This window comes from uncultured Methanobrevibacter sp. (assembly GCF_902801725.1).
Classification (GTDB): domain Archaea; phylum Methanobacteriota; class Methanobacteria; order Methanobacteriales; family Methanobacteriaceae; genus Methanocatella.
On the sequence record NZ_CADCJB010000004.1, the window covers coordinates 1 to 23,394 of the forward strand.

The window sequence follows — 23,394 nt, forward strand, 5'->3', positions numbered from 1 at the left end:
TTCAGCCCACCAACCTTCAATACTGTCTACATATAAAGAATAACTTTGTAACCAGTCAATTGAAGGGAAGTGACGTTTATCTGCAAGAGATGCATCTAACGCCCAGAACACTTTACAGATACGTAATGTGTTTTGAGTAACAGGTTCAGATAAGTCCCCACCAGGAGGTGATACAGCACCAACTACAGAAATAGATGCTACATTTGGTTCGGTACCAATAGTTTTTACCCTTCCTGCTCTTTCGTAGAATTGTGCTAATCTAGATGCTAAGTATGCAGGGTAACCTTCTTCCCCAGGCATTTCTTCTAATCTTCCAGAAATTTCCCTCATAGCTTCAGCCCATCTTGAGGTTGAATCTGCCATGAGCGCTACGTCGTAACCTTGGTCACGGTAATATTCAGCAATTGTAATACCAGTATATACACATGCTTCACGAGCTGCTACCGGCATGTTTGAAGTATTTGCAATAAGAACAGTTCTGTCCATCAATGGATTACCGGTTTTAGGGTCGTCAAGGAATGGGAATTCAGTAAGTACTTCAGTCATTTCGTTACCACGTTCTCCACATCCAATATATACAACGATATCTGCGTCAGCCCATTTAGCTAATTGTTGTTGTGTAACAGTTTTACCTGATCCGAAAGGACCTGGAATAGCTGCTGCTCCTCCTTTAGCTACTGAAAAGAAAGTATCTTGTGCTCTTTGACCAGTTACTAAAGGTATATCCGGATCTAATTTTTCAATATATGGACGACTTCTTTTAACAGGCCATTTTTGGAGCATTTGAACTTTTTCACCACCAACAGTAGCAATATCTTCCAATACTGTGTAATCGCCTTCTGCAGCAATTTCGGTTACTTCACCTTCAAGGGTTGGAGGTACCATAATTTTGTGTAAAACTGCAGTAGTTTCTTGAACTTCACCAAGAACGTCTCCACCTTTTAAAACATCCCCTACTTTAGCTACAGGTTTGAAAGTCCATTTTTTCTCTTTGTTTACAGAATCTACGTCAATACCTCTTGCAATGAAATCACCAGATTCTTCTCTGATGATTCTTAAAGGTCTTTGAATACCGTCGAAAATAGAACTCATTACACCAGGACCGAGTTCTACGGACAATGCTCCACCAGTACATTCAACTACTTCACCCGGTTGGATACCGGCTGTTTCTTCATATACTTGGATAGTGGCGGTGTCACCTTCAAGCTCAATGATTTCTCCGATAAGCTTTTCATCACCTACTCTAACCATCTCAAGCATCTGAGCCCCTCTCATACCATCTGCGATAATAACAGGCCCAGCAATCTTAATAATATTTCCTTCAATAATCATTTAACCATCTCTACCCCGATAACTCTTTTAATAAGGTCATTTATTTGATCAGATGATCCTTCTGAGGACCCATCTTTATCAGGTATTTCAATTATCATTGGTAATACATCAGAACCAATTTTCCTATTAATGTGTTCTCTAATTTCATTAGCCATTAATTGAGTAATGATAATAATTGAAACTTCATCATCTAAAAATTTATCAAAAGCTGCGATAGCTTCTTCTGAAGTGTTAACAACTTCAGCTTTTTTGACACCACCAAGTCTAAATCCAGATACAGTGTCAATATCACCTATAATTGCTACAGAACTCATATTAACATCTCCATGATTTTAGAATTAGGGAAGCCTGCTTCTCTTTTTGCTCTTGCAATAATTTTTAAATTCTTAATTTCATTTTCTTTTTGACTTAAATAACCAATAATTGGACCAACACCTAATGGTTTTTTAACGGATAAGGATTTTGCATAATTTGCTGCATAAACATCCAATGCTTTTTCAAATACAGCAACTGAACCAGTTTCATTGTATACTGGAATTACCTCAGTTAATGCTTCAGCATATTTTGTTCCTTCTAAACCAGACACCACATTAGTAACATCTGGGGATTCCATTAAATCTTTAAGTTTCCATTCACGTAATTGGTATCCTTCTTCTAACATATAAGGAGCAATTTGATCATAATCAAGACCATCTTGTTTTGCCCTTATAATTAATTTAAGATTAGCTACATCAACTTGAGTTCCAACATATGAATATACAATTTGTCTATTTTCATCAGCAGGAACATCAGAAGAACGTAATAAATTGCCTAAATAATATTTATCTAAAGCAGATTCTAATGGAAGAATCATATTAGTTTCTTCATATTGTGGAAGAGCATCTTCTAAAGCAGCTGCATATTCAGTACCATCTAAACTTGTGACAATGTCAGTTACCTTTTCAGAATCAGCTAATGATTCCAAATCACCATATAATGATCCGCAAGGAATTAATAATTCTTTGGTTTCATCAGGTGAAAGACCAACTTCCTTAGCAGTTAAAAGACTTTTAATGTTGTCTATGTCAGTTTTTTTAGACATGACAGCAAAAGGATCTTTTACTTCCTTAGGAGCGATTCTTGCAATAAAGTCATAAGTATTAGCACGTTCAACATCCAATGCTTTATCAAGAGGATATTCATCAAGAACATCAGCATATTCAGGAATACCTTTAAGATAGTTTTCAACTTCTTCTACATTGTTGGTTTCAACAATTTCAGAAATTTGTTTTTCATTAAATAGTCTTCCTTTTCTAGCTCTTACTCTTGCACTTGGGTTAAGATAAGGATAAATGTCCAAAACTGGTCTAGATGCAATGATTACAATAACTGCACCAACAATAAGAACTGCCATTAAACAGAACACAAGAAATGTTTCATGTGTAAGTCCAACAGAACTTATTAAAGTAGCAATTTCATCTGCCATAATTTATCCTCCTAATTATTTAAATAATATTTCAGCAACTTCACTACGTAAGATACTTTTAAATCTATCTAATCTAGCTTCAATAGTGTTATTTACTTCAATATCTCCATTACTTGTTTTTAAAATAGCTCCACCCATAGCATCAATAGGTTCACCTAATGTAAAAGTGATATCTTCAACTTGGAAAGTAGAGCTTCCTGAAAGTTGACCTTTTATATTGTTAGTGTCAGCTTCATTTAATTGAATAATTAAATCTTTACTACCTATTTCATCAGCAGCCTCTTTAATCATTTTACTTAATGAATCTTCATATTCATCATCACCAGAAGCAGCTTTAGCTTTCAGTTCATCAGTAGCTTTTGCGAAAGCAGCTTCAATGACTTCTTCTTTAGCGCCTAATTCTGCTCTACGAGCATTCATCTTAGCTTCAGAGATAATTTGCTGATATCTCATTTCAGATTGTTTTTTACCATTTTCTGATATTTTGGTTTTTTCAGTTTCTGCGGTTTTTTCAGCTTTTGCAGTAATTGTCGCAACTTCTGCATTAGCTTCTTGAATGATTACATCAGCTTTCTCTTGGGCTTCAGACATAATGCTTGAAACAATTTTATCTGTGCCTGAGCTCATATAAATTGCCTCCTTAACTTATAAGATTCCACCGAATACCATAAGTAAAATAGCAATCAAGAAACCGTAAATAGCTTGTGTCTCTGGTAATGCAGAGAAAATAATACCACGAGCAAACATATCATTGTCTTCTACCGATACCTTGTCCCATACCGGAACCTAAACCTGCGAAACCAATGGATGCACCTACACCGATAGCAATAATACCTGCTTCTAAAGTTAATTTAGTTGCATTTCCACCTAATAAACCTGAGAATACTAATAATAAGATTGCAACCAAGAAACCGTAAATAGCCTGAGTTTCTGGTAATGCAGAGAAAATAATACCTCTTGCAAACATGTCGTTATCTTCTGCAACTGCTCCTACAGAACCAGCAGCTGCCATACCTTGACCTAAACCGGAACCTAATCCGGCAAAACCAATTGCTACTCCAGCACCAATAGCTGCTAAAGCAGCACCTAATCCTATTTCTGCCATATTTATTCACCTTTGAAATAATATCAATTTTTAAATATAATTTAAGATATAAATGAAAAATTTTTAATTTTTAATTTTTGTAAATGTCCTTTTTGCTTTGAAAGCTTCGAATTTACCTTTACCTTCCATGAAGAATTGAGAGAAAAATTCCACATAGTTAAGACGTAAAGCGTTAATAAATGCACCTAATACTTGGAACAAGAAGTTTGCGATATGACCAAATACAAATACAATTATAGCAAGGATTATACCTACCATAGGAATCATTTGATCAACCATTACAGCCAAGATGTTTACTGTCATAGCAATACCACCTGTAGCCAAACATAATGCTAAAAGACGAGCATATGATAAAACATCTCCCATGAAACCGAAAACATCCATCACACCATATGCACCATTAGCCCATATTAACATTCCAAGGGTTACAACTATTAATACTCCTCCTAATACCATACCAATAATACCTATTGAAGGTATGAGATATCCTAAAGCGAGTAAAATAATTCCAGCTTCAAATATAAACCAACAAATTTGAGAACCGATAGCTTCTTTAACATTTCCATATCTAAAGTTGTTAATAGCACCTAAGATAAAACCAATGTTAGTATAAACAACACCAATACCGATAGCTATTTTCAAAATAGTATCTGGGTGTTTAAATGCGTCAACAGGTCCATATACAGTTGGCAACTGAGTATGTAAAATCCTACTAGCGAAATCCCCAATACATCCATTGGTTATCAAACCCAGTACAACGGCCCACAGACCAGACCAGATTAAAATCCAACCAAATGCATTCATGGAATCACTGGTTTTACCTAAACCACGTAATAAAACAACACCAATAAGAGATACGAATAAACCATAAAATGCATCAGTTAAACAGAACCCGAAGAAGAACGGGAATGTAATTGCAACAAAAATTGTTGGATCCATAGAGTTATAACGTACCGGTGAGTACATATCCACGAGGAATTCGAAAGGTTTTGAATACCATCCATTTTGTTGTAAAATAGGAACATCTTCATCATCTGTACCTTCAACCTCTATTGTTTCAAAGGCACAATGTCCATCAGAACTTTTTTCAACTAGTTGTTCAACTTTTTCAGTGTCTTTTTTTGGTACCCAACCTTCAAAGACATAAGCATCTTTAGTTTGAACAAAAGATGAAAGAATTTCATTCTTTTCTTTTTCATTTTCTAATTGTTCTTTGAGAGCCAATATCTCATCATCCCACTGTTCAGCAACGGCTTTCAATTCAGCTTTAATTGAAGCACGTTCTGATTCAATGGTTAATAATCTTGCATCAGCATTTGAAATAACCTGTTGAGGAGTACCTTCAACATCACCTATTTCAATTTTCTCAAAGTCATATTTACGAAGTGTTGAATAAACTTCATCACTAAATTCATTTAATGTTACTACAACGATAATGTCTCCTTCTTTATCATCCGCAGGAACAGTAAATACATCTAATTCATCTGTCAAGTTACTTAATTTATTTTTGATTTCTGAAGTAGATTCAGCATTAATCCTTCCAACAGTAGTAGAAGTGTACTTTGAATCTTTTAAAAGAGCTAAATCCATGTCAAAATTAGATAAGCGATTAGCCAAACTTTTATTAGACTTGAGTTCACTTGTTTCAGTGTCGAGTGCGGATAGTTTTCCTTCAATGACACTGGTTTTAGACTCAACTTGAGCCAATGTATCTTCAGCTTTTTCAATAAAAGCTTCAGTATCTAATTTCTCAACTTCTTTTTGAACTGGCATGTCTGGACTAATAAAAGACATTAAAGTGTCCTTTAACCCATGGCCTTCTGATAAAGAATTTCCTAATAGTTCAGATATACCATTTGTTTTCATGAGAAGTGAAGATAATTTACCAGTGTATGGAGTAGCTTTAGCAGGAGTAACTAATTCCGCCAATTCAGGATCTTGCTGAACGCTATCAGAAATATCACTGACTTGTATGAGCCCAGATTCGTGGAGAGCGTCCACTGTAGGAGCTACATACTTATCAAGTGTAACAATTCTAATTTTACGCATTCTAGCTGTCTTGAACATATAATCTCACACTACAAAATATTTTTGACAATAATTGAAGCAGCTTCATCTACATTTGCCATTGCTGCATTTTTAATAGCTGCAACGTCCTCATCGGACTTTTTAGCAATAGATTCTGCTTCTACCTTAGCTTTATCTTCTGCATCAAAAACAGTATTTTTAGCTTCTTCTTCTGCTGCACTTTTAGCCTGTGAAATGATTTCTTCAGCTTTTACTTGTGATTCAGCAATTAAGTCTTTAGATTGAGACTCTGAATCAACAATAAGTTGTTCAGCATCAGCTTCAGCTTTTTTTATCATTGCGATTGCGTCTGATATCTCTGCCATAATTAATCACCATGGTACACTTATTTTTATTGTGCGATATATATATCTTTTACTATTTAATATTAGTAAAAATAGCTGAAATTTAATTTAAATTAAAAAAAAGTATTCAAAAAACAAAAATTATATCAAAAAAACAGATAAAAAAAATAATAAAAGGATTATAATTTACCTATAGAACCATTTCAAAATACTAGGAGGTAGTTTTTGTAAATAAGCAAGAATAGCTATAATAATAATGATTACGCCAACTACAAGAAATTCTATATTATACGGATGGGCCAATAAAAGATACCCACTTACGGCAATTATTATCCCCTCAAAAAAGAAAACCGCTTTAGTCCAAGATGGGTTGAACATTATTACAAGATATGCAATGGCTATCATCAATAATATTATTGCAGTTGCAATGACCTCATTGGTCAACGGTTGATGCCTTAAAATTGGAGTTAAAGCCCAAACTATTAACATCAAAGCCAACAGTACACCCAATAATTTAAACATTTTAACATTTGCCATAATAACACTAATCTTAATATCAACTTCATAATATTTATATCATTTTATCTAATGAATATACATGGAAAGAGCAGTTTGGATTATTTTAAATAAAAATTTTTCACTTACATTGGATAGTGAAATAGCTGACGGCAAATTGACTGATAAGAAATTCTCACCGGGAGAAGACATCTGGACAGAAGAACTTCCGCGCTTGGGATTCAACAGTGAGGAAGTTCAAAAGGACTATGACGAATTCATTAATGACATCATCATGCTTTTCAGCGAACCTGATGCAGACCATGTATTCACAGATGCAAAAATAGGTGAAGAATCAGAATATGTCAATGCAAAAAGTCCGTTATTAATAAGAAAAATAGAAGAATATAGTGTAGATGAGATTATAGGATAGCATTAGCTTTATCCAATACATCATCCATGCTATCAAATTCAAGTTTCTGGCCATCTTCGTCCACTTTTTCTGTTGTAATCAATACATGAGGAGATGCCCAAAGATAGGAATATGCAAAATAAACCACATTAACAAATATAAATGGCATTGCAACAGTTAAAGCAAGTATCAGACATACTGCCTGAATCAATAAATTCCCATATCTTCTTTTTTTCATTAAAATAAACTTGTCGCCGCTTTCAACTGTTTTAAATTTATTTTCAGATAACTCCTCCGAAATTTTAGTCAAATCATTAGAGTTATCTGCACGCAATATGAAAAGTTTCATTTTAATCTACATAAACAACAAATTCATCCAGTTCTTTTCTTGGAGTTTCCCTTGGCTCAGCATTTCCATAACCCAATGGAGTAAAGAGAACTGGCTCTTCATTTTCATCCAAGTTCAAAAATTGATGTGCTCTATTCTTCTTGAATGCACCAATATAACATGTTCCAAGTCCCACATCAGTAGCTGCAAGAATAATGTGATCCATCACTATTGTTGCATCAATGTCTGCAATGTTTTTGCCATCCCAAGGTCTGGTCCATGCCTTATCCCTTAAAGCCACAACACACAACACATAAGGAGCTTCAACAAACCATTTTGCAGCGTAGATTTCAGACAATTCCTGTTTATATTTTTTAGCATCTATTACAAAAACCTTAAATGGCTGAGCATTGACGCCAGTAGGTGCTATTGTAGCTGCTTTTAAAACATATTCAAGCTTTTCTTTTTCAACTTCCTTATCCAAATATCCTCTAACACTGTATCTTTCTTTAATTACATCAATAAATTCCATTTTATCACCTTCCATGATATTCTATATCATCAAGATCACAAAAACGTCTAAATTCCTTTTCATCCATCTTTTCTTCATTAATATGGGCTATAATTCCCGGAATCCTTCCAATAATAAATATTCCCAATCCCATTTCAGGGTCAAATCCCAAATCAGACAGAATTGCTGCATTTGCACCGTCGACATTCAATCTGATTCCTTTCTTTTCATATGCCAAATCTTCAACTGCCAATGCAAGTTTAATATGCGGCCCAATAAAGCCTTCCTTAACAACAATGTTCATCAGTTCATCAGCTCTTGGGTCAATATCATGATATCTGTGACCAAAACCGGGTATTTTTTCATCCGCCAAAATGTATTCGCTGTAAATATCAATAGCCAAGCTTGCAATTTGCTTATTGTCAAGTCCTGAATCCTCAGTCAAATAAAGGGAATCTATCTTTGATTGATATAATTCCATTGTTTTTTGAATTGCGCCTGCATGCTTATGGCCAAATGACAGCAATGCTCCTGCAACTGCAGAATTGATTGGGGAACCTGATGATGCAACCAGCCTTGCAGTTTGAGTGCTTGGAGGGGTGGCACCATGATCACAAAATGAGACTAAAACATGATTAAATATTTTTCCTTCCTTAATTGATGGCAATCTCCCCTTCAGAAGCAAATAGACCATGTCACTGAATCTGATTTTATCTATCAAATCTCTCTGATTATATCCTCGAGTAATAATCTTGTCCTTTTCGACTTTGGAAATGGCTGTCTTCAATGAATGGGGATTGACTCTAAAATTATTTTCATGCATGATTTTCTTATTCCTTTTTGATTAATTAAAAATAATATCAATAAACTATATAAATTTTACAATTTCAAACACGCAACTCTCGGTTCGACAAAACAGGAGGGTCTGACAGAAACTATTCTTACGCCACTCGCTCTTTGATTGCCAATATTTACATAAGAGCCTAAAACTGTTGTTTTTCCTCCAAAACCTAATGGACCTATTTGAGTCTCATTTAACCTAGATGTAACAAAGTCTTCAACTTCATTCTGGTCATCTAAATTTCCATAAGCTATCGATTTCAGCAAAAGAGATGTCGCTTCAAAATGAGTTCTTCCAATCCCGATTGATGGAATTGACGGAGTGCAACCCAACATTTTTAAAGAATCCTCCAGCCAATCAACAGCAGTATTGATAACATTTGAAAAAGAGCGTTTATGATATGCCCTAAATGTCTTAGCCCTTATTTCAGGACCCCCTCCTTCAAGCAAAAAGTGAATATTTAATGTATCCGAAGAGATATCCCTTTTATAGGTTGATTCATCACCAGCAGAATCTATCAAAATTGGAGCCGGCTTAAGCATTCCCGGTTTTTCAAATAAACCTTGGCTCTGTTCAATCCGTTCTATTTCATTGCCCCTGACTGCCATGGGCCTTGCAGGGAGACTGTTCAATCCCAATTCAATTCCCTGATGAATCTGACCAATAAGTTCACCGGTAATCTGTCTTTCCGAACCCAATTCAATTATAACATGAGCGATTCCCGTATCATCACATAAAGGAAATTGACTCTCCTGCGCGATTTCATAGTTTTTTAAAATCTGATATAAGCACCAGGAGGCATTTTCGTTGGTTTCTATTTTAATGGCTCTTTTCAGTGCTTTCAGTTTATCATCAGACAGCTTTGTTGAAGCTTCTATAATGGAATTGGAAATCTCTTCAATAATATCCATAAAATCACTCAGGAATTGATAAATCACTGGAATCTTTTGGAGAGGAGATGGCTTCCGGATAATAAGTATCAATGACTCTTTTAACTAGTTTAACTTGTTTTATGCGTGCTAGTGCTTCTTTTTCAGTTGTATCCCAATTATGATTTGATGCAACTGAACCTCCAGTCTTGAGATAAACAGGAGAAGCCACCCTAATAAAATCAGGCACTTCATAATGCCTTATGAATCCTCCGGTTGATTTTGGATTTTCAGTATGCAGATCAATGGAAATGTCAATGGCATTCCTGATAGCTGCAATCATAGGAATTTGTAAATCTCGAACCGGATTTAAAGAATTAAGACCAATAGCTTCAAGCAATTTTGCTGAAGCAGGGTTGGAATGGCCCGCATGAGCAGATAATTTGAAATGAACATTTAAAGGAAGTTCACCTGCCTTTCTCATTCTGTTTAAAACCCAAAGCAAACCTTCATCATAAAGCAAAATTCCACGAACTCCCAATCCGCAGGCTCTCTTAACATCTTCAATTGCATAGACTAAATTATCATAACCTCTTAATCTATAGCCAATCCTGCTTCCTTCTTTTGTGTGGACAGTGGCCGAAGTATCATAAGTTGCCCTTGGACCTACAGCCAAAAACAGTTCGCAGCCATAATCAATAGCCAGACCGACCATTTCAGAAATCTCCTCGTCGGTCAACATCATTATTCCTTTAGTTTGAGTAACCCTATGGATGAAAAGATCATTTTCGACTGATTCCCTTAAAAGGGCATCCATTGTCTTTGGTGATTGAATTCCAGGAACTTCAAAACGGTATTGTCCCCCATCCTTAAATCTTTTTTCCGATTTAAAATCACTGCATGTTTCTTCAATGCCAATTTGTTTAAGAAAATCTTTTGTATCATCCATGTTATCTACTCATTTAATTTATCAACAACAAACGCCATTGAATAATCTTCCAAATTATCAATAACAGTCAAATTTTTGACATCATAATATGGATTTAATTTTTTAAGCTTATCAATCAATTCCCTTAATTGGAACGGGTTTTCAAAATCCCCTTTTGGAAGTAAAGTTAAATTTTGGAACAGACCATTTCTAAATTGCTCATCCAATTTAATAATAACATTTGAAGGCCTTTTATCAGGATATAATGAATTCAGTTTCTCATCAGAAATCAGAATTGTTTTATTTGCTATATTTTTAATACTTTTTACAATATCAACACTGGAATAGTTATCCAAAAGACCGTATTCAATTAATTGGTTAATTTTATCAACACTGACTTCACCAACTACCAATGATATCGCTACGGCATAAGGCAAACTCTGTTTTAACTCTTCCAGATTCTTCGGATGGAAATTATTGTGTTCAGCTGCAATCTTATAGGTTTTAACGGCGACATTTTCGATGTGATTATATTCATCACCAATACTGGCTTTAATCTTTAATGCAGTATCGATTGAAGAATGAAGATGTCTGCAGAACGGATATTTCTTAAAGTAAATGTCCCTTACCCTTACTTTTCCAACTTCCTTCAGTGCACTTTCCAGGGAAAAGTTCTCAGAATTAAAATCAGTATTATCATAAACCATTGTTTTTAAAAATCCTTCATCACCCTCAAATATTGTTTCACTACCAGTAAAACCATTTCGAGCCAACAATGCAGACAACAACCCATTATATGAAGCTTTTCCGGCATGCAATACTTTACCCATGGATCCTCCATGGTCTGATTCCAAAAGACCCGCAGCCTGAGTTCCACATAATCCTAATGCATGGACAATTTGTTTTTCATCAAGATCCAATAATTTAGATGCAACCGCACCTGCAATAAAAGTACCTATAGTTCCGGTTGTATGAAATCCTTTATTCCTATGCTCCGGATTAACCAATTTTCCAAGCAAGATTCCAACCTCATATCCTACGATAACTCCTTCCAAGAATTCCTTTCCGCTCAAGTCATGACTTTGTGAAACTGCCAATGCTGTCGGAAATATGACAGCACCCAAATGAATTTGAGCACCCCTGTGACCATCATCCAGTTCAAGTACATGAGCTGCAACCCCATTTAAAAAAGCGGCACTCAGCATATCTGTTTTAGTTTTTCTACCTATGACTGATGCCTTTAAATTTAAATTTAAGTTTCCAGAAAATATCTCTTCAACTGTGTTGAAAGCTATATTTGAAGCATCTTCGGATGATCCTCTGTAGGTTACTCCAAAAAAGTCCAAAAAAGCGGCTTTTACAGTAGTGATGGATTCTACAGTTGCTTGTTCATACCTATAGTTTGAAATAAATTTAGAAATATTTTGTAAAAACATAAAACACCTATAATTAGTATATGTAAAAGGTACTATTAAATAGTTAACTTACACTGTAAAACAATTTTTCAAAAGTGAATAAAAAAAATAATTTAAACTGCTGGAACTCCAGATAAGACCAGTACAATATGAGCCACTATAGCTGCACCATAATATGTTGCTGCAATAACCAGAACAGTTACAACAATTGCTTTCCAACCTAAAGCTTTGAATTCATCCCAGCTTTTACCCATTCCAATACCGACATATGCCAGGAATACGGTTACAATAGATAAAAGTTCTATTTTTGAAACATAATAAAGAACTATCTTTGAAGTTGGCATTCCAGGAAATGCTACTATAATACCAATTATACTTATGTAAAGAATTGATGAAACATTGAATGGAAGTTCCCTTTCCAACCACACACCTATAAGAGTGATTAACGATAGAATCCCCATACCGACTAAAGAATCTGAAATCGGATGCTTATATCCCAAATAATTACCAATTACAGTAATGACTGAAAATATTGCAAGCAGTAAAATCCAATTGAATATTCCATGAACTGAAACATTTTCCGAACCGTCTATCAAATCAGGCATTATTCATCCTCCTTTTTAACAACAGAATCTTTTCCAATTTTAGGTTCCAGCCATTTATACATTCTTTCAGTTAATGGAAGTGCAACAAATATCACAATATATATTCCAACACAGAATGAAAGTAAATTACTGAATCCTGCAAATGCTTCTATTTGGGATTCCAAACCTGGAAATGCCGCAAGAGTCGGACCGATAGCAGCCGCATTCATACTGGCACTTCCTACACCACTGGCCATAGCAAATGCATAAGGGTGCAACGGCAGGAAAGACAATGAAAATGTTACAAGGAAACTGATGAATATTGTACCAATTACAGTACCGATGATAAATATGGCGAATACTCCTCTTGATTCAGGAGAATTGAATCCATATTTATCGACAACAACAGCAACATTCGGCTCACGACCAATTGAATTTGTCATACCAATAGCTTCTTCCTTAAATCCTAAAAGTAAAGCAACAGGGAGAATAAGAATTGTTGCCAAATGCCCCAATTCCTGTAAAATTAATGCAGGACCCATATCAAAAATCAAAGAAATGGATTGGCCACTGGAAACAGCCAACTTTGCAATCAATACCCCAATAAAGAGCATCATTGCCCCCTCAGCAATACGGGCCTGTTTTCTTTGAATCCAAGTAATAGGCTTTGCCAAATAGAATACCAATCCTAAAACAATAGTATATATTAAAGGCATGATAGTGATAGCAACATCACCAGTTAAAGGAATTTTCTGAGTGCCTATCAATTCCGCAATGATTACCAAAATAAGTACAGTACCATGTAATCTGTAATCTCTCCATGGATTTTTCCTTAAAATCCGTTTATCCGTTTTTTCACGATAAATATGTTCAACTTGCCCATCATTATCTTTATTCGGAATAAGTACACACTCCCCACAAAGCATTAAAAATCAATTAAAATGCTTAATAATATTACATTTCTTAAAACATATTATATAAATCATTAGTATCCAATCCACATAATTTCACAAAATATGAATTGGAATAAGAAAAAACAGATTAAAAATAACACAAAATGAGAATAAAAAGAGGAGCAATCACATAGGAACTCCAGTCAATACCAATATTATATGAGCCACAATAGCCGAACCGAAATATGTTGAAGCTATAACCAACATTGTAATGATAATGGCTTTCCATCCGAGAGCTTTAAACTCATCCCAACTTTTTCCAATGCCAATACCAACATATGCCAGAAATACTGTGACAATAGATAACAATTCAATTTTTGAAACATAATAAAGCACAGTTTCAGAAGTTGGAACTCCCGGAAAAGCTATAAAAATACCAATCAAACTTATGTAAATGATTGAAGAAATGTTTAACGGAAGTCTACGCTCCATCCAAACACCAATTAATGTAATCAATGACAATATTCCCATTCCAATTAAAGAATCATAAATCGGATGCTTATAACCCACATAATTACCAATAACAGTAATTACTGAAAATATGGCCAGCAGCAATATCCAATTAAAAATACCATGAGTGGATACATCAATAGGTTCATCAATTAATTCAGACATTTATTCTCCCCCAACACCGTTTTCATCGTTTGACTCACTGCCTTTAGAAGACCTTCCAATTCTAGGTTCCAAAAAGTAATACATCTTTTCAGTGAACGGAATGGCAAGGAATATTACAATATAAATTCCGATAGAAAATGAAAGCAAATTACTGAATCCCGCAAATGCTTCAATGTTTGTTTCCAATGCCGGGAATGCTGCTAAAGTAGGGCCTAAAGCAGCGGCGTTCATACTGGCGCTACCAACACCACTGGCCATAGCAAATGCATATGGATGTAATGGCAGCAATGTTGTGCTTAAACTTGCTAGGAAACTAATGAATACAGTACCGATCATAGTACCAATAATGAACAAGGCAAAAATTCCTCTTGATTCCGGAGAATTGAATCCATATTTATCGACAACAACAGCAACTTCAGGTTCACGACCAATGGAATTGGTCATACCAATAGCTTCCCTTTTAAATCCTAAAAGTATAGCAACAGGAAGTGCTATAATAATTGTGGCCAAATGCCCCAGTTCCTGCAATAACAATGCAGGACCCATTTCAAAAATCAAATGCATTGATTGTCCGCTTGAAACTGCCAGTTTGGCGATTAATATGCCAATAAAAAGCATCATTGCCCCCTCAGCAATACGAGCCTGTTTTCTTTGAATCCAAGTAATAGGCTTTGCCAAATAGAATACCAATCCCAAAACCATCGAATAAAGCAACGGCATTATTGAAACTTCTACACCATTGGTTATCGGTATTTTAATAGGACCGATTAATTCAGCAATAATAACTAAAACAAGTACAGTACCATGTAATCTGTAATCTTTCCATGGGTTTTTCTTTAAAATTCTTCTATCCGTTTTTTCACGGTATATATGATTAGTTTGATTATCATTATTAGATTTATCTGAAATAATACCCTCTCCCACCCAGCACAAATAATCATGCTTTATTCTTTAATTCATGTAAACTATTATATAAATTAGTAGGATTTATTTCTCAAAAGTTCCAATATTATGAAAAAAAATAAGGAAAAATCAAATAAAAGTTCACAAAAAGTGAATAGAAAAATATTGATAAAAATTAATTATATTTAATATAAAGAATAAAAAAAATGTTATTTTATTATAAATCCATTCTACAAAGTGGCTTTGATAGATGCCTCCTTGCAGAAACAGGTGTTTCATAAAATTCGGAATTTTTCAAACTACGTGTGATTTTAATAGGAACTTTTTTATCAGATTTAACTCTATTCCCACAACGTTTACATTTAAAACCCTTATTTTTACCTGCAGATGTCATACTTTTTCCACATTCGCAAATCGGATTTTTATATTCAACATCATTTAACTTAATAACCTGAAACTTCTCGATATTGAATGTATTCTGTTCACCAATTCCCCCAAAGACTCGAATAATATCTCCAGGCCGTAAGTGGGAAACCGTTTTTCTGAAATTTTTTGTTGGCTCATATGCACCACATTCAATCTCTCCTGACTTATCAGATATGAAAAAGAACATGTGCCCCCCATCTATAATCCTAGGCTTGTTTTTCACTTCACCAACAACCTCATAACAGCCGAACTGTTCCATCTCAGAAATGGACTCTGCCTTTTGGATATGCATGTCAGTGTGCTGATTGGTTTTGAAAATGCACCAATCGACAATAGGCTCACCCACCTCAACAATTTCTTTTGCCTCTTTCAGCGCTTCGACATTATTGGATCTGATGCCGTATAAAACCGGACATGGAGTTTTCGGCTCTATTGCAATGTAATTTTCAGAATAGTCAATATTTTCAAAAGTATCGGGAAATGTCTTTTTATCCATCAGATAAACTGATTCATAATCAATCCGGCGTTTTGTTCCATAATTTTCAGCGCTTCTGTATGCAAGCAGTTCATAGGTATAATCAGACAAAGGAAGGCTGATGGCAGCTATTGATCCTATGATGCCTCTTCCCTTTTTGAATTTATGAATTTCACATCCCACAGATTTCCCAAACTCTTCAGCCTCTTCGATTGTAATGAACTCATAAATTGCCCTGAATGCGTAGTTTTCCATTTTTTCAGTTATTTCACCATCATAGAATATTACTCCAGGATTGGTATTGTCACAGTCAAACATGGATAATTTTTCGACTTCCTCCAATACAATTTGGCGGGCCAGACCTGCCTTGTCATTGTTTAAAATCTTTAAACTGACACCACCATTCCCGCGAGTTTTAAATCTTGCAAATGGATTCAACCTGATTAGTCTCGGATAGTCAACCAGTTCAATTCCATTATCATTAAACTTATTGATAATCTGACTTGCCAAATAGGTAGTGCACATCCCGTCAGGGGAGTCCGTATCATCTATTCCGATATATAAATACTTAATTACAATCACCTTCAAATAATAACATATATTATAGTTATAACAATATATAGTTTACAAAGGGGCAAGTTGAATGTTAACTAGAGGCCAATTGTTGCAGAATATCGAAAAATTATTAAAATCTCAGGGATATAAAACTTCAGATATCTATGAGCAGGGTTCATTTGATATTGTAGCACGTAAAAACTTACTTATCTTACTTTTAAAAACTTTTCAAAATATAGACAGCATTAATGAGAGCAATGCTCATGAGATGAAACAGTTAGCCAATATTTTTCTCGCTTCCCCAATAATCATTGGTGAAAAATCAAGAAACGGTTATTTAGAGGAAGGAGTAATCTATGAAAGGTATGACATTCCAACCATCGGCTTTGAAACCTTAAAAAATATGATTATGTACAACGAATATCCTGAAATTCTCGCCGACAGAGGAGGATACTTTGTTAAAATTGACGGCAACGTCATAAAACAGTATCGGGCAACTATGTACAAATACGAAAACGAAATAGTTCGCGCCAATGCCGAAACTGCAATGATTCTGGAGGAAATCCTGAATACCAAGGTTACACTTGATATAGATTTATTGAAACAACCTAAAAAAGAAGATATTGAATTCAGCGATGCTGGAGATACTCTAGATTTATCAAAATTAGGATATGGTGTTGTTTCAACAAGCAAAAGTCCGTTTGATGCTGTGGCCAAAATGAGAAGTTCTGATGAACACTCCCCTTTGATGGCGAATGTTGAAAAAAACAGGACTGAGAAAACTTTAAAAAGAATGGCAGTCCCCCTAAAGGATTTATCAATGGTTACAACATCAGAACCAGTATTTATAATCAACAATGAAAAGATAAAAGAATCAATCGGCACTATTCCCGTCATCAAATCCTGGGAATTGAAAGAATTTGAAAATTCAAGAGAATTATTGAAAATGATTAAAGAGAGAAAAGAAAATTAGGTGGCAAAAATGGAAAATTTGAGTATTGACGGATTGGAAAACTATCCAATCAAATGGGTTTGTAATTATGCGGGGCAAAAAGCCATAGGGATATGTGGAAAAACACAAAAAATTGCAATGTTTGCATCAGATGAAAGAGTATCCAAAATATTGGATGACATTGTAATCGGAACCGATGAGAATCAGGAAGGATACGGCTGTGAAGAAAAGGACAGATGCTGCAACTTCAAATGCGAATATTGTAACATAAGCCCAAGACAATATCTGCAAATTACCGGCAAAAAACCATCAAACAAAAATATAAAAGACCTGATTAACGGATTAAAAGACCTGAATGAATCTCTTGAAAAAGATAACATTGTTCCATTTGATAAATATGAAGTTGTTGAGTTTTAATATTGCTTTAAAAGTGTGAAATCCTCACAAGCCTCTTCAACTTTAGCAACACCAATCGAGATGGCGTCTATATAATCCACATTTTTGAGAAATGTAAATGATTCACTAGGTTTTAAAACACCAGCCGCCAAAATTCTTGTGGCTATTATTTTTTTATTCAAACTTAAAACCCTATCAACAAATTCCTGCCTTTGAGAAGCATTGAAAGCATTTATATCCATCATGTAAGAAATTGAATTGAACGGAATCATATAAAAATCAAACAAATCCATATCCAAATTATCCGGAAGTAAATCCGTTGTTTTTGACGGGAATGCAGTAACAAGTCCTGATAGAGCCCCTGCATTGTTAATTTCAGACAATATCTTTGAAGTCAAATTCCAATCGTATCCGTCAACAATAAACTCATCAACCAACATCAGAGGACAATCATAGCTTGAAAATAACTCAATATCCTCATCCCAATCCACTTCCTTTGCAACTTCATAATTCGGATTTAAATAGTCCACATCAGATTTTCCGATTGTTGCAACTATTTTCATCTCACATCCTGCATCAGCTGCAAGATCATATGCTTTAAGCAAGTTAGGATTGTTAACTAAGTTAATAGCTCTTACACCATGATTATAAGCTTCCTGAATTACTTCAGAAGCATTTTCAGGATTATTGTATAAATCATCCAAGTACAGTCTTGATCTATGACCATAATATAATTCTGCCATGAACGGACCATATCCCAAAATTGTTTGCGGAATTGACCTGCCTTTAACTTCAAAATCACCTACAAAAATAATATCACCCATCCATTTTCAACAGTGCCCGCACTTCATTAACGGATACCATATTAAACACTTATTAAATTAATATATTGATATATTTTAACATACACCATTAAAAAACATTTGTTCCTAAAAAAGATTTAAATTATAAATATAATAAAAAACATAATTTTAACTAATATTTATTATTAAATATTCAATCTTAAAAAACAAGTATTATGGTGAAAAAATGAAAGTACTTATTGCTGATGCTATTAACGAAAAAGGTATTGAAAATCTTAAGGAAGTAGCTGAAGTTGTTGTAGATACCAGCATCACTCCTGAAGAATTGGCAAATACCATCCATGAATATGATGGAATTGTAGTGCGAAGTCGAACAAAGCTTACTGCAGACATTATTAAAAAAGCAGACAATATGAAAATCATAGCTAGAGCAGGTGTAGGAGTAGACAACATTGACCTCAACGCAGCAACCGAAAAAGGAATTATGGTTGTAAACTCACCTGAATCCACATCCATTACTGTAGCTGAACACACAATGGGATTATTGCTCACTATGGCACGTAAGTTAGCAATTGCTGATAAATCTGTGAAAGAAGGAAAATGGGAAAAGAAAAAATTCATGGGTGTTGAACTTAGAAACAAAACCCTTGGAGTTATCGGAATGGGTAGAATCGGTTCCCAAGTAGTAAACAGATGTAAAGCATTTGAAATGGACGCAATGGCATATGATCCATACTTACCTGAAGAAGTTGCAAAACAAATGGGCGTTGAACTAACTGATTTGGACACTGTGCTTAGAAATGCAGACTTTATTACAATTCACGTGCCTCTTACTCCTGAAACCAAACATTTAATTTCCACAGAACAGTTTGAAATTATGAAAGACACTGCATTCATTACAAACTGTGCCCGTGGCGGAATTATTGATGAAGATGCACTATACGAAGCATTAACCAACAATAAGATTGGTGGGGCTGCATTGGACGTATATGAAGAAGAACCACCAGCAAAAGATTCAAAATTATTTGAACTTGACAATATCGTATTAACCCCTCACATTGCTGCTTCAACTAAAGAAGCACAAAGGGATGCTGCAATTATTGTAGCTGATGAAATTATTGATTTATTCAAAGGCGGAACTCCTAAAAATGTATTGAACATGCCACGTATCGACAATAAAACATATCAGGAATTATCACCGTACTTAGAATTATGTGAAAAATTAGGAAGTTTCATTTCCCAAGCTGTAAACGGTAAGATAAAAGAGATTGAAATTGTTTACAGTGGAGAATTATCCGAAATTGAGAATTTGGAAATTTTAACTAGAACCGTGCTACAAGGAGTAGTTAATCCATTTTTAAGTTCTCCAGTGAATGCAGTTAATGCAGCTCTTGTTGCTAAAGACAGAGGAATAAGCATTACTGAAGGAAGAAAAGAAAATGCAAAAGGATATGACTCCCTGATTAAAGTTACTGCAAAAAGTTCCAATGATAAATTCTCTGCCGAAGGTACAAACCTACATGAGCCAAGAATTTTAAAAGTAAACGATTACTGGGTAGACGTTATTCCTGAAGGACACATGTTTATTGCAAAATATGAAGATGTTCCTGGAAGCATTGGTAAAATTGGAACCAAATTAGGTGAACATGGTGTAAACATCGGAATCATGCAAGTTGGAAGAGATGAACAAGGTGGAAGAGCCATTATGATTTTAACTTTAGACAAAGAGATTCCACAAGAAATCATCAAAGAACTTCAAGAACTAGACAACGTTTACGAAGCTGTCGGACTTGAATTATAATAAAAAACGATTTTCACCATATTGTTTTTTATTTTTTTCCTTCTTTTTTTCAAATCATTGAACCATTAAAAAAAATATTATTTCTTATAATCTCGATATATTCTTTTAACGCTACCATCCGGGTTAATTTCTATTTTTATTACTTGAGGATTATTGTTCAAGTGAGTTTCTTCATAATCCTTGTAATGGTCGACAAAAGTGTCATCAGTTGTGAAAAACTCGTCATCGGCCTCATCAAGAAGTCCTGGCTTAAATTCATCACTGTCTTTTAACACATCATCTTCATCAAAGAATTCGTCAGACTTATCTTCAACCAAATGACTGTAATCTCCGATAATATATTTTTGAGGATTTCCATATCGGTCATAAGCTTTAAATGTCGCCAATGAATATGGAAGGCAAACGATCATGTGAAAATAGCCATTTTTTGAAAAAGTCATTAAATCAGCATCAGACGGACTTGCACTAGGCCCTGGATGTGAGTGAACAGAACCCAAATATTTTGTATTCATTGGAATTCTCTCCGTGTGTATTATGGCTCCTGTTTCACAGGTTTCACCCGGAACAAAAATTAAGCCTGTGATAAAAAGAGTTTTATCAGTTATTTGGCCGTCAAAAAAAGCTAAAAATTCATTAGGATAAGCTTTCTTAGCATAATAAATAACAGAATCAAGAACTTCCCTATCTACCCTTACTTCATTAAATTCCTCATCATCGTTTCCAAAGATTTTAGAAAGAAAGCCCATTTTATCACCTAAATTATTTTTTCGAAAAATTCCATATTGAATTTTGGCGCTTCCCAGTCAATATATGTGTAGCTTCTGTATGATACCTGTTGCCTATTTTCCTTTTTATTTAATCCGACCACTTTTTTATTTTTCCTATATACTGCTATGCCTCTTTTCTTATATGTTTCAACATTATTTAAATTTATGCCATTTTGATATAATAATTCATGAATGTCACTTGACTTGAGTCCATTTATCTTGTCATTGGCTTCACTATTTGAATACTTGGATTTTAAAAAAGAAATGCCATATGATGCAACACAATTTTTCCAGGACTCATCCTGTCTCCACTTGAAATATTTATAAACATCATCATCTGAAATCGGAATGATTCTTGAATCGAATGCAGGCGGCTTTTTAAAGTCGACATCATAATGCATTACAAAAGAACTGGCGGCAAAACTTGCAATAACAGAATCGATTTTTTCAACACGCCCATCAAAAGGAAGTTTATCCAAAAGCAAGCTTATTTCATCTGAAAAAGTATAAACAAAAGATGGTGAGAATTCCTTAAATAAATCCTCACAAACATTAGCCATAACCTTATAGAAATTTTCATCATAAGGCTTGTCCAAATTCAAGTCCTTGGACAATTTATGAAAACTTCTCCCATCCAATCTGACAATGATTTTTGAGTTTTTTGGAACTTTCAAAGATGAATAAACTTCATATTCCTTCATTACATTCCCACACTGATTGTTTCATTGAAACTCTTAAGCAATCTAATTGCTGAAAGTGCGGCCAACATACTGGTTTTCGGATTGGCAGCACAAGGAAAATTCATAGTTGTTGTTTTGAATTCACCGAAGTCTCCCTTTGCAGTTATTTCATGTACATTCCTATCCACATTAGGATCCACAATAATCTTTACATCAATATCTCTCTGACATGCCATACTGATTGTTGCAGCAACATTAATGTTTAAAGGAAATTCCTTAACCGCTTCGGAAGCCTTACCTTCAAATAAAATTTCTTCCTTATCAATCTTTTTACCTAAAGATTTTGGTGATTTGCGGGTTACCAAATTCACTTCCTTTAAACCGAATTTAGCTACAGCCTTAATTCCATCCAAACCTACAATAGCTCCGGAAGGAAGATGGATATTTGCATTGTTCTCTTTAGCAATTTTTTCAATTTCACTATAGAAGTTCATGTCCATAAATGCTCCTACACTCATTATAATCATGTCAAGACCTTTGGTCAATACTTTTGGTGCAAAATATTTGACGGAATCAGGAGATGCACATTCAAGAACCATATCAACATTATCCAACATTTCATCAAAATCAAGAGCAGCTACACCTCCAGCTAAGGAAGCTAAGTTTTCTGCTCTTTCAATATCTTTATCAAAAAAGTATGCGAGTTCTATACCATTATCTTCCGGAACAATGCTTGATGTGATAATGTTGGCAATTGCTCCGCAGCCTATAATACCTACCTTCATAAAAATCACACTAAATATTAAATTCAAATAAAAAAATTATTAAAAAAAAAAAGAGCCAATGAAAGATTAATTATAATCTTTCAGCATCGAATTGAACTTGAGTTTCGTTTTGTGGTTCAGTTTCAGTTTGTTTTGGAGATACTGGTTCAGGGATTTGTGGTTCAGCACTCATTTTTTTAATGTCCCTAGGATTAATCAACATTATGTCCCCAATTGCTTGAACTTTATCGAAATCCACAGTCAATACATCATTTTGGAAAGATCTCATATCGTTTTCTTCAGGCACTTCCCCACGAATACTGCCTAAAAATGAATTCATAAATCCAGCAGGTTTTCTTTCCTGTTCAATAGCTCTGACTTGTAATTTTGAAATGGTTCCTAACCTAATATTAAGAACAACATCCTCTACACGTCCAACATAATGTCCAGTAATTGTATAAATATCTAAACTACGTAATTTTGAAACTTCTACCATGTTTACACCACAAGTAATAAATAATTAATTAAATATGTATAAGTTTATTTTATTGTTAATATAAATAGTTTATGTTTTAACTCATTTAAATCAGCTTTTTACAAAAAATTTATTAAATTATAAAATTAAAATATAGTTTAGAATAGAATGA

Annotated in this window: 27 protein-coding genes and 1 pseudogene; 4 read left to right on the plus strand and 24 right to left on the minus strand. The window is 34.5% G+C overall.

What is annotated here, in order from left to right; translation table 11 throughout:
* The 8 genes and pseudogenes from QZV68_RS01060 to QZV68_RS01095 all read right to left on the minus strand — a co-directional run.
* On the minus strand, positions 1–1,332 hold a 1,332-nt coding region (locus tag QZV68_RS01060), incomplete at its 3' end, for a V-type ATP synthase subunit A (RefSeq protein WP_296877745.1).
* Positions 1,329–1,646 carry a V-type ATP synthase subunit F gene (locus QZV68_RS01065; protein WP_296877747.1) on the minus strand — a complete coding sequence of 106 codons (318 nt, stop codon included), beginning with the start codon at positions 1,644–1,646 and terminating at the stop codon, positions 1,329–1,331. The genes QZV68_RS01060 and QZV68_RS01065, both read right to left, overlap by 4 nt.
* Complete coding sequence (locus QZV68_RS01070; protein ID WP_296877749.1) at positions 1,643–2,797, minus strand: V-type ATP synthase subunit C; 1,155 nt, start codon at positions 2,795–2,797, stop codon at positions 1,643–1,645. The genes QZV68_RS01065 and QZV68_RS01070 overlap by 4 nt, the downstream gene beginning before the upstream one ends.
* A gap of 15 nt (positions 2,798–2,812) precedes the next feature.
* The gene (locus tag QZV68_RS01075; RefSeq protein WP_292606850.1) at positions 2,813–3,424 is read right to left on the minus strand and encodes a V-type ATP synthase subunit E; all 612 of its coding nucleotides are present in this window, start codon (positions 3,422–3,424) and stop codon (positions 2,813–2,815) included.
* An 18-nt stretch (positions 3,425–3,442) separates the two neighbouring features.
* Positions 3,443–3,902: pseudogene (locus tag QZV68_RS01080) on the minus strand (V-type ATP synthase subunit K).
* A gap of 63 nt (positions 3,903–3,965) precedes the next feature.
* Complete coding sequence (locus QZV68_RS01085; protein WP_296877751.1) at positions 3,966–5,969, minus strand: V-type ATP synthase subunit I; 2,004 nt, start codon at positions 5,967–5,969, stop codon at positions 3,966–3,968.
* A gap of 11 nt (positions 5,970–5,980) precedes the next feature.
* A complete protein-coding gene (locus tag QZV68_RS01090) occupies positions 5,981–6,295 on the minus strand; it encodes a V-type ATP synthase subunit H (RefSeq protein ID WP_296877753.1) in 315 nt (104 codons plus the stop codon).
* Positions 6,296–6,460: 165 nt separating this feature from the next.
* Positions 6,461–6,811 carry a hypothetical protein gene (locus QZV68_RS01095; RefSeq protein ID WP_296877755.1) on the minus strand — a complete coding sequence of 117 codons (351 nt, stop codon included), beginning with the start codon at positions 6,809–6,811 and terminating at the stop codon, positions 6,461–6,463.
* 61 nt (positions 6,812–6,872) lie between these two features.
* Between QZV68_RS01095 and QZV68_RS01100 the strand changes: the two genes are divergently transcribed.
* Positions 6,873–7,202, plus strand: a complete 330-nt coding sequence (locus tag QZV68_RS01100; RefSeq protein WP_296877757.1) for a hypothetical protein — start codon at positions 6,873–6,875, stop codon at positions 7,200–7,202.
* Here QZV68_RS01100 and QZV68_RS01105 read toward each other — a convergent pair.
* The 11 genes from QZV68_RS01105 to QZV68_RS01155 all read right to left on the minus strand — a co-directional run bounded on the left by QZV68_RS01105 (position 7,192) and on the right by QZV68_RS01155 (position 16,611).
* The gene (locus QZV68_RS01105; RefSeq protein WP_296877758.1) at positions 7,192–7,530 is read right to left on the minus strand and encodes a hypothetical protein; all 339 of its coding nucleotides are present in this window, start codon (positions 7,528–7,530) and stop codon (positions 7,192–7,194) included. The genes QZV68_RS01100 and QZV68_RS01105 overlap by 11 nt on opposite strands.
* Before the next feature lies 1 nt (position 7,531).
* A complete protein-coding gene (locus QZV68_RS01110; RefSeq protein ID WP_296877760.1) occupies positions 7,532–8,041 on the minus strand; it encodes a nitroreductase family protein in 510 nt (169 codons plus the stop codon).
* Positions 8,042–8,045: 4 nt separating this feature from the next.
* A complete protein-coding gene (locus QZV68_RS01115) occupies positions 8,046–8,843 on the minus strand; it encodes a citryl-CoA lyase (RefSeq protein WP_296877762.1) in 798 nt (265 codons plus the stop codon).
* A 56-nt stretch (positions 8,844–8,899) separates the two neighbouring features.
* Positions 8,900–9,772 carry a fumarate hydratase gene (locus tag QZV68_RS01120; protein WP_296877764.1) on the minus strand — a complete coding sequence of 291 codons (873 nt, stop codon included), beginning with the start codon at positions 9,770–9,772 and terminating at the stop codon, positions 8,900–8,902.
* Positions 9,773–9,776: 4 nt separating this feature from the next.
* Positions 9,777–10,679 carry a peptidase gene (locus QZV68_RS01125; RefSeq protein WP_296877766.1) on the minus strand — a complete coding sequence of 301 codons (903 nt, stop codon included), beginning with the start codon at positions 10,677–10,679 and terminating at the stop codon, positions 9,777–9,779.
* Positions 10,680–10,684: 5 nt separating this feature from the next.
* Positions 10,685–12,094, minus strand: a complete 1,410-nt coding sequence (locus tag QZV68_RS01130; RefSeq protein ID WP_296877768.1) for an MmgE/PrpD family protein — start codon at positions 12,092–12,094, stop codon at positions 10,685–10,687.
* A gap of 92 nt (positions 12,095–12,186) precedes the next feature.
* Positions 12,187–12,678: a hypothetical protein gene (locus tag QZV68_RS01135; RefSeq protein WP_296877770.1), complete on the minus strand. Its 492-nt coding sequence runs from the start codon at positions 12,676–12,678 to the stop codon at positions 12,187–12,189.
* A complete protein-coding gene (locus tag QZV68_RS01140; RefSeq protein WP_296877772.1) occupies positions 12,678–13,583 on the minus strand; it encodes a DUF3100 domain-containing protein in 906 nt (301 codons plus the stop codon). Before QZV68_RS01140 ends, QZV68_RS01135 begins: the two co-directional genes overlap by 1 nt.
* A gap of 153 nt (positions 13,584–13,736) precedes the next feature.
* Positions 13,737–14,225 carry a hypothetical protein gene (locus QZV68_RS01145; RefSeq protein WP_296877774.1) on the minus strand — a complete coding sequence of 163 codons (489 nt, stop codon included), beginning with the start codon at positions 14,223–14,225 and terminating at the stop codon, positions 13,737–13,739.
* The gene (locus QZV68_RS01150; protein WP_296877775.1) at positions 14,226–15,149 is read right to left on the minus strand and encodes a DUF3100 domain-containing protein; all 924 of its coding nucleotides are present in this window, start codon (positions 15,147–15,149) and stop codon (positions 14,226–14,228) included.
* A gap of 196 nt (positions 15,150–15,345) precedes the next feature.
* Positions 15,346–16,611 carry a tRNA(Ile)(2)-agmatinylcytidine synthase gene (locus QZV68_RS01155; RefSeq protein ID WP_296877776.1) on the minus strand — a complete coding sequence of 422 codons (1,266 nt, stop codon included), beginning with the start codon at positions 16,609–16,611 and terminating at the stop codon, positions 15,346–15,348.
* Between the two features lie 61 nt (positions 16,612–16,672).
* Here QZV68_RS01155 and QZV68_RS01160 point away from each other — a divergent pair, with 61 nt between their 5' ends.
* Together QZV68_RS01160 and QZV68_RS01165 are read left to right on the plus strand one after the other, a co-directional pair.
* Positions 16,673–17,557, plus strand: a complete 885-nt coding sequence (locus tag QZV68_RS01160) for a transcriptional regulator (RefSeq protein ID WP_296877777.1) — start codon at positions 16,673–16,675, stop codon at positions 17,555–17,557.
* 9 nt (positions 17,558–17,566) lie between these two features.
* Positions 17,567–17,953, plus strand: a complete 387-nt coding sequence (locus QZV68_RS01165) for a hypothetical protein (protein ID WP_296877778.1) — start codon at positions 17,567–17,569, stop codon at positions 17,951–17,953.
* On the opposite strand, the gene QZV68_RS01170 is transcribed toward QZV68_RS01165, so the two are convergent.
* Complete coding sequence (locus QZV68_RS01170; protein WP_296877779.1) at positions 17,950–18,756, minus strand: hypothetical protein; 807 nt, start codon at positions 18,754–18,756, stop codon at positions 17,950–17,952. The two genes, QZV68_RS01165 and QZV68_RS01170, sit on opposite strands and share 4 nt — an antisense overlap.
* A 205-nt stretch (positions 18,757–18,961) precedes the next feature.
* On the opposite strand from QZV68_RS01170, the gene serA reads away from it, so the two are divergent.
* On the plus strand, positions 18,962–20,536 hold the full coding sequence (serA, locus tag QZV68_RS01175; RefSeq protein WP_296877781.1) for a phosphoglycerate dehydrogenase: 1,575 nt from the start codon (positions 18,962–18,964) through the stop codon (positions 20,534–20,536).
* Between the two features lie 77 nt (positions 20,537–20,613).
* Here the strand turns inward: serA and QZV68_RS01180 are convergent, their stop codons facing one another.
* From QZV68_RS01180 to QZV68_RS01195, 4 genes are all read right to left on the minus strand, one after another.
* The gene (locus QZV68_RS01180; protein ID WP_296877783.1) at positions 20,614–21,282 is read right to left on the minus strand and encodes a Mov34/MPN/PAD-1 family protein; all 669 of its coding nucleotides are present in this window, start codon (positions 21,280–21,282) and stop codon (positions 20,614–20,616) included.
* An 8-nt stretch (positions 21,283–21,290) separates the two neighbouring features.
* Positions 21,291–22,004 carry a tRNA(His) guanylyltransferase Thg1 family protein gene (locus QZV68_RS01185; RefSeq protein ID WP_296877785.1) on the minus strand — a complete coding sequence of 238 codons (714 nt, stop codon included), beginning with the start codon at positions 22,002–22,004 and terminating at the stop codon, positions 21,291–21,293.
* Complete coding sequence (locus QZV68_RS01190) at positions 22,004–22,768, minus strand: aspartate dehydrogenase (RefSeq protein ID WP_296877787.1); 765 nt, start codon at positions 22,766–22,768, stop codon at positions 22,004–22,006. Before QZV68_RS01190 ends, QZV68_RS01185 begins: the two co-directional genes overlap by 1 nt.
* 70 nt (positions 22,769–22,838) lie before the next feature.
* Entirely contained in the window at positions 22,839–23,243 is a 405-nt protein-coding gene (locus tag QZV68_RS01195) for a PRC-barrel domain-containing protein (protein ID WP_296877789.1), read from the minus strand.
* Positions 23,244–23,394 lie beyond the last annotated feature (151 nt).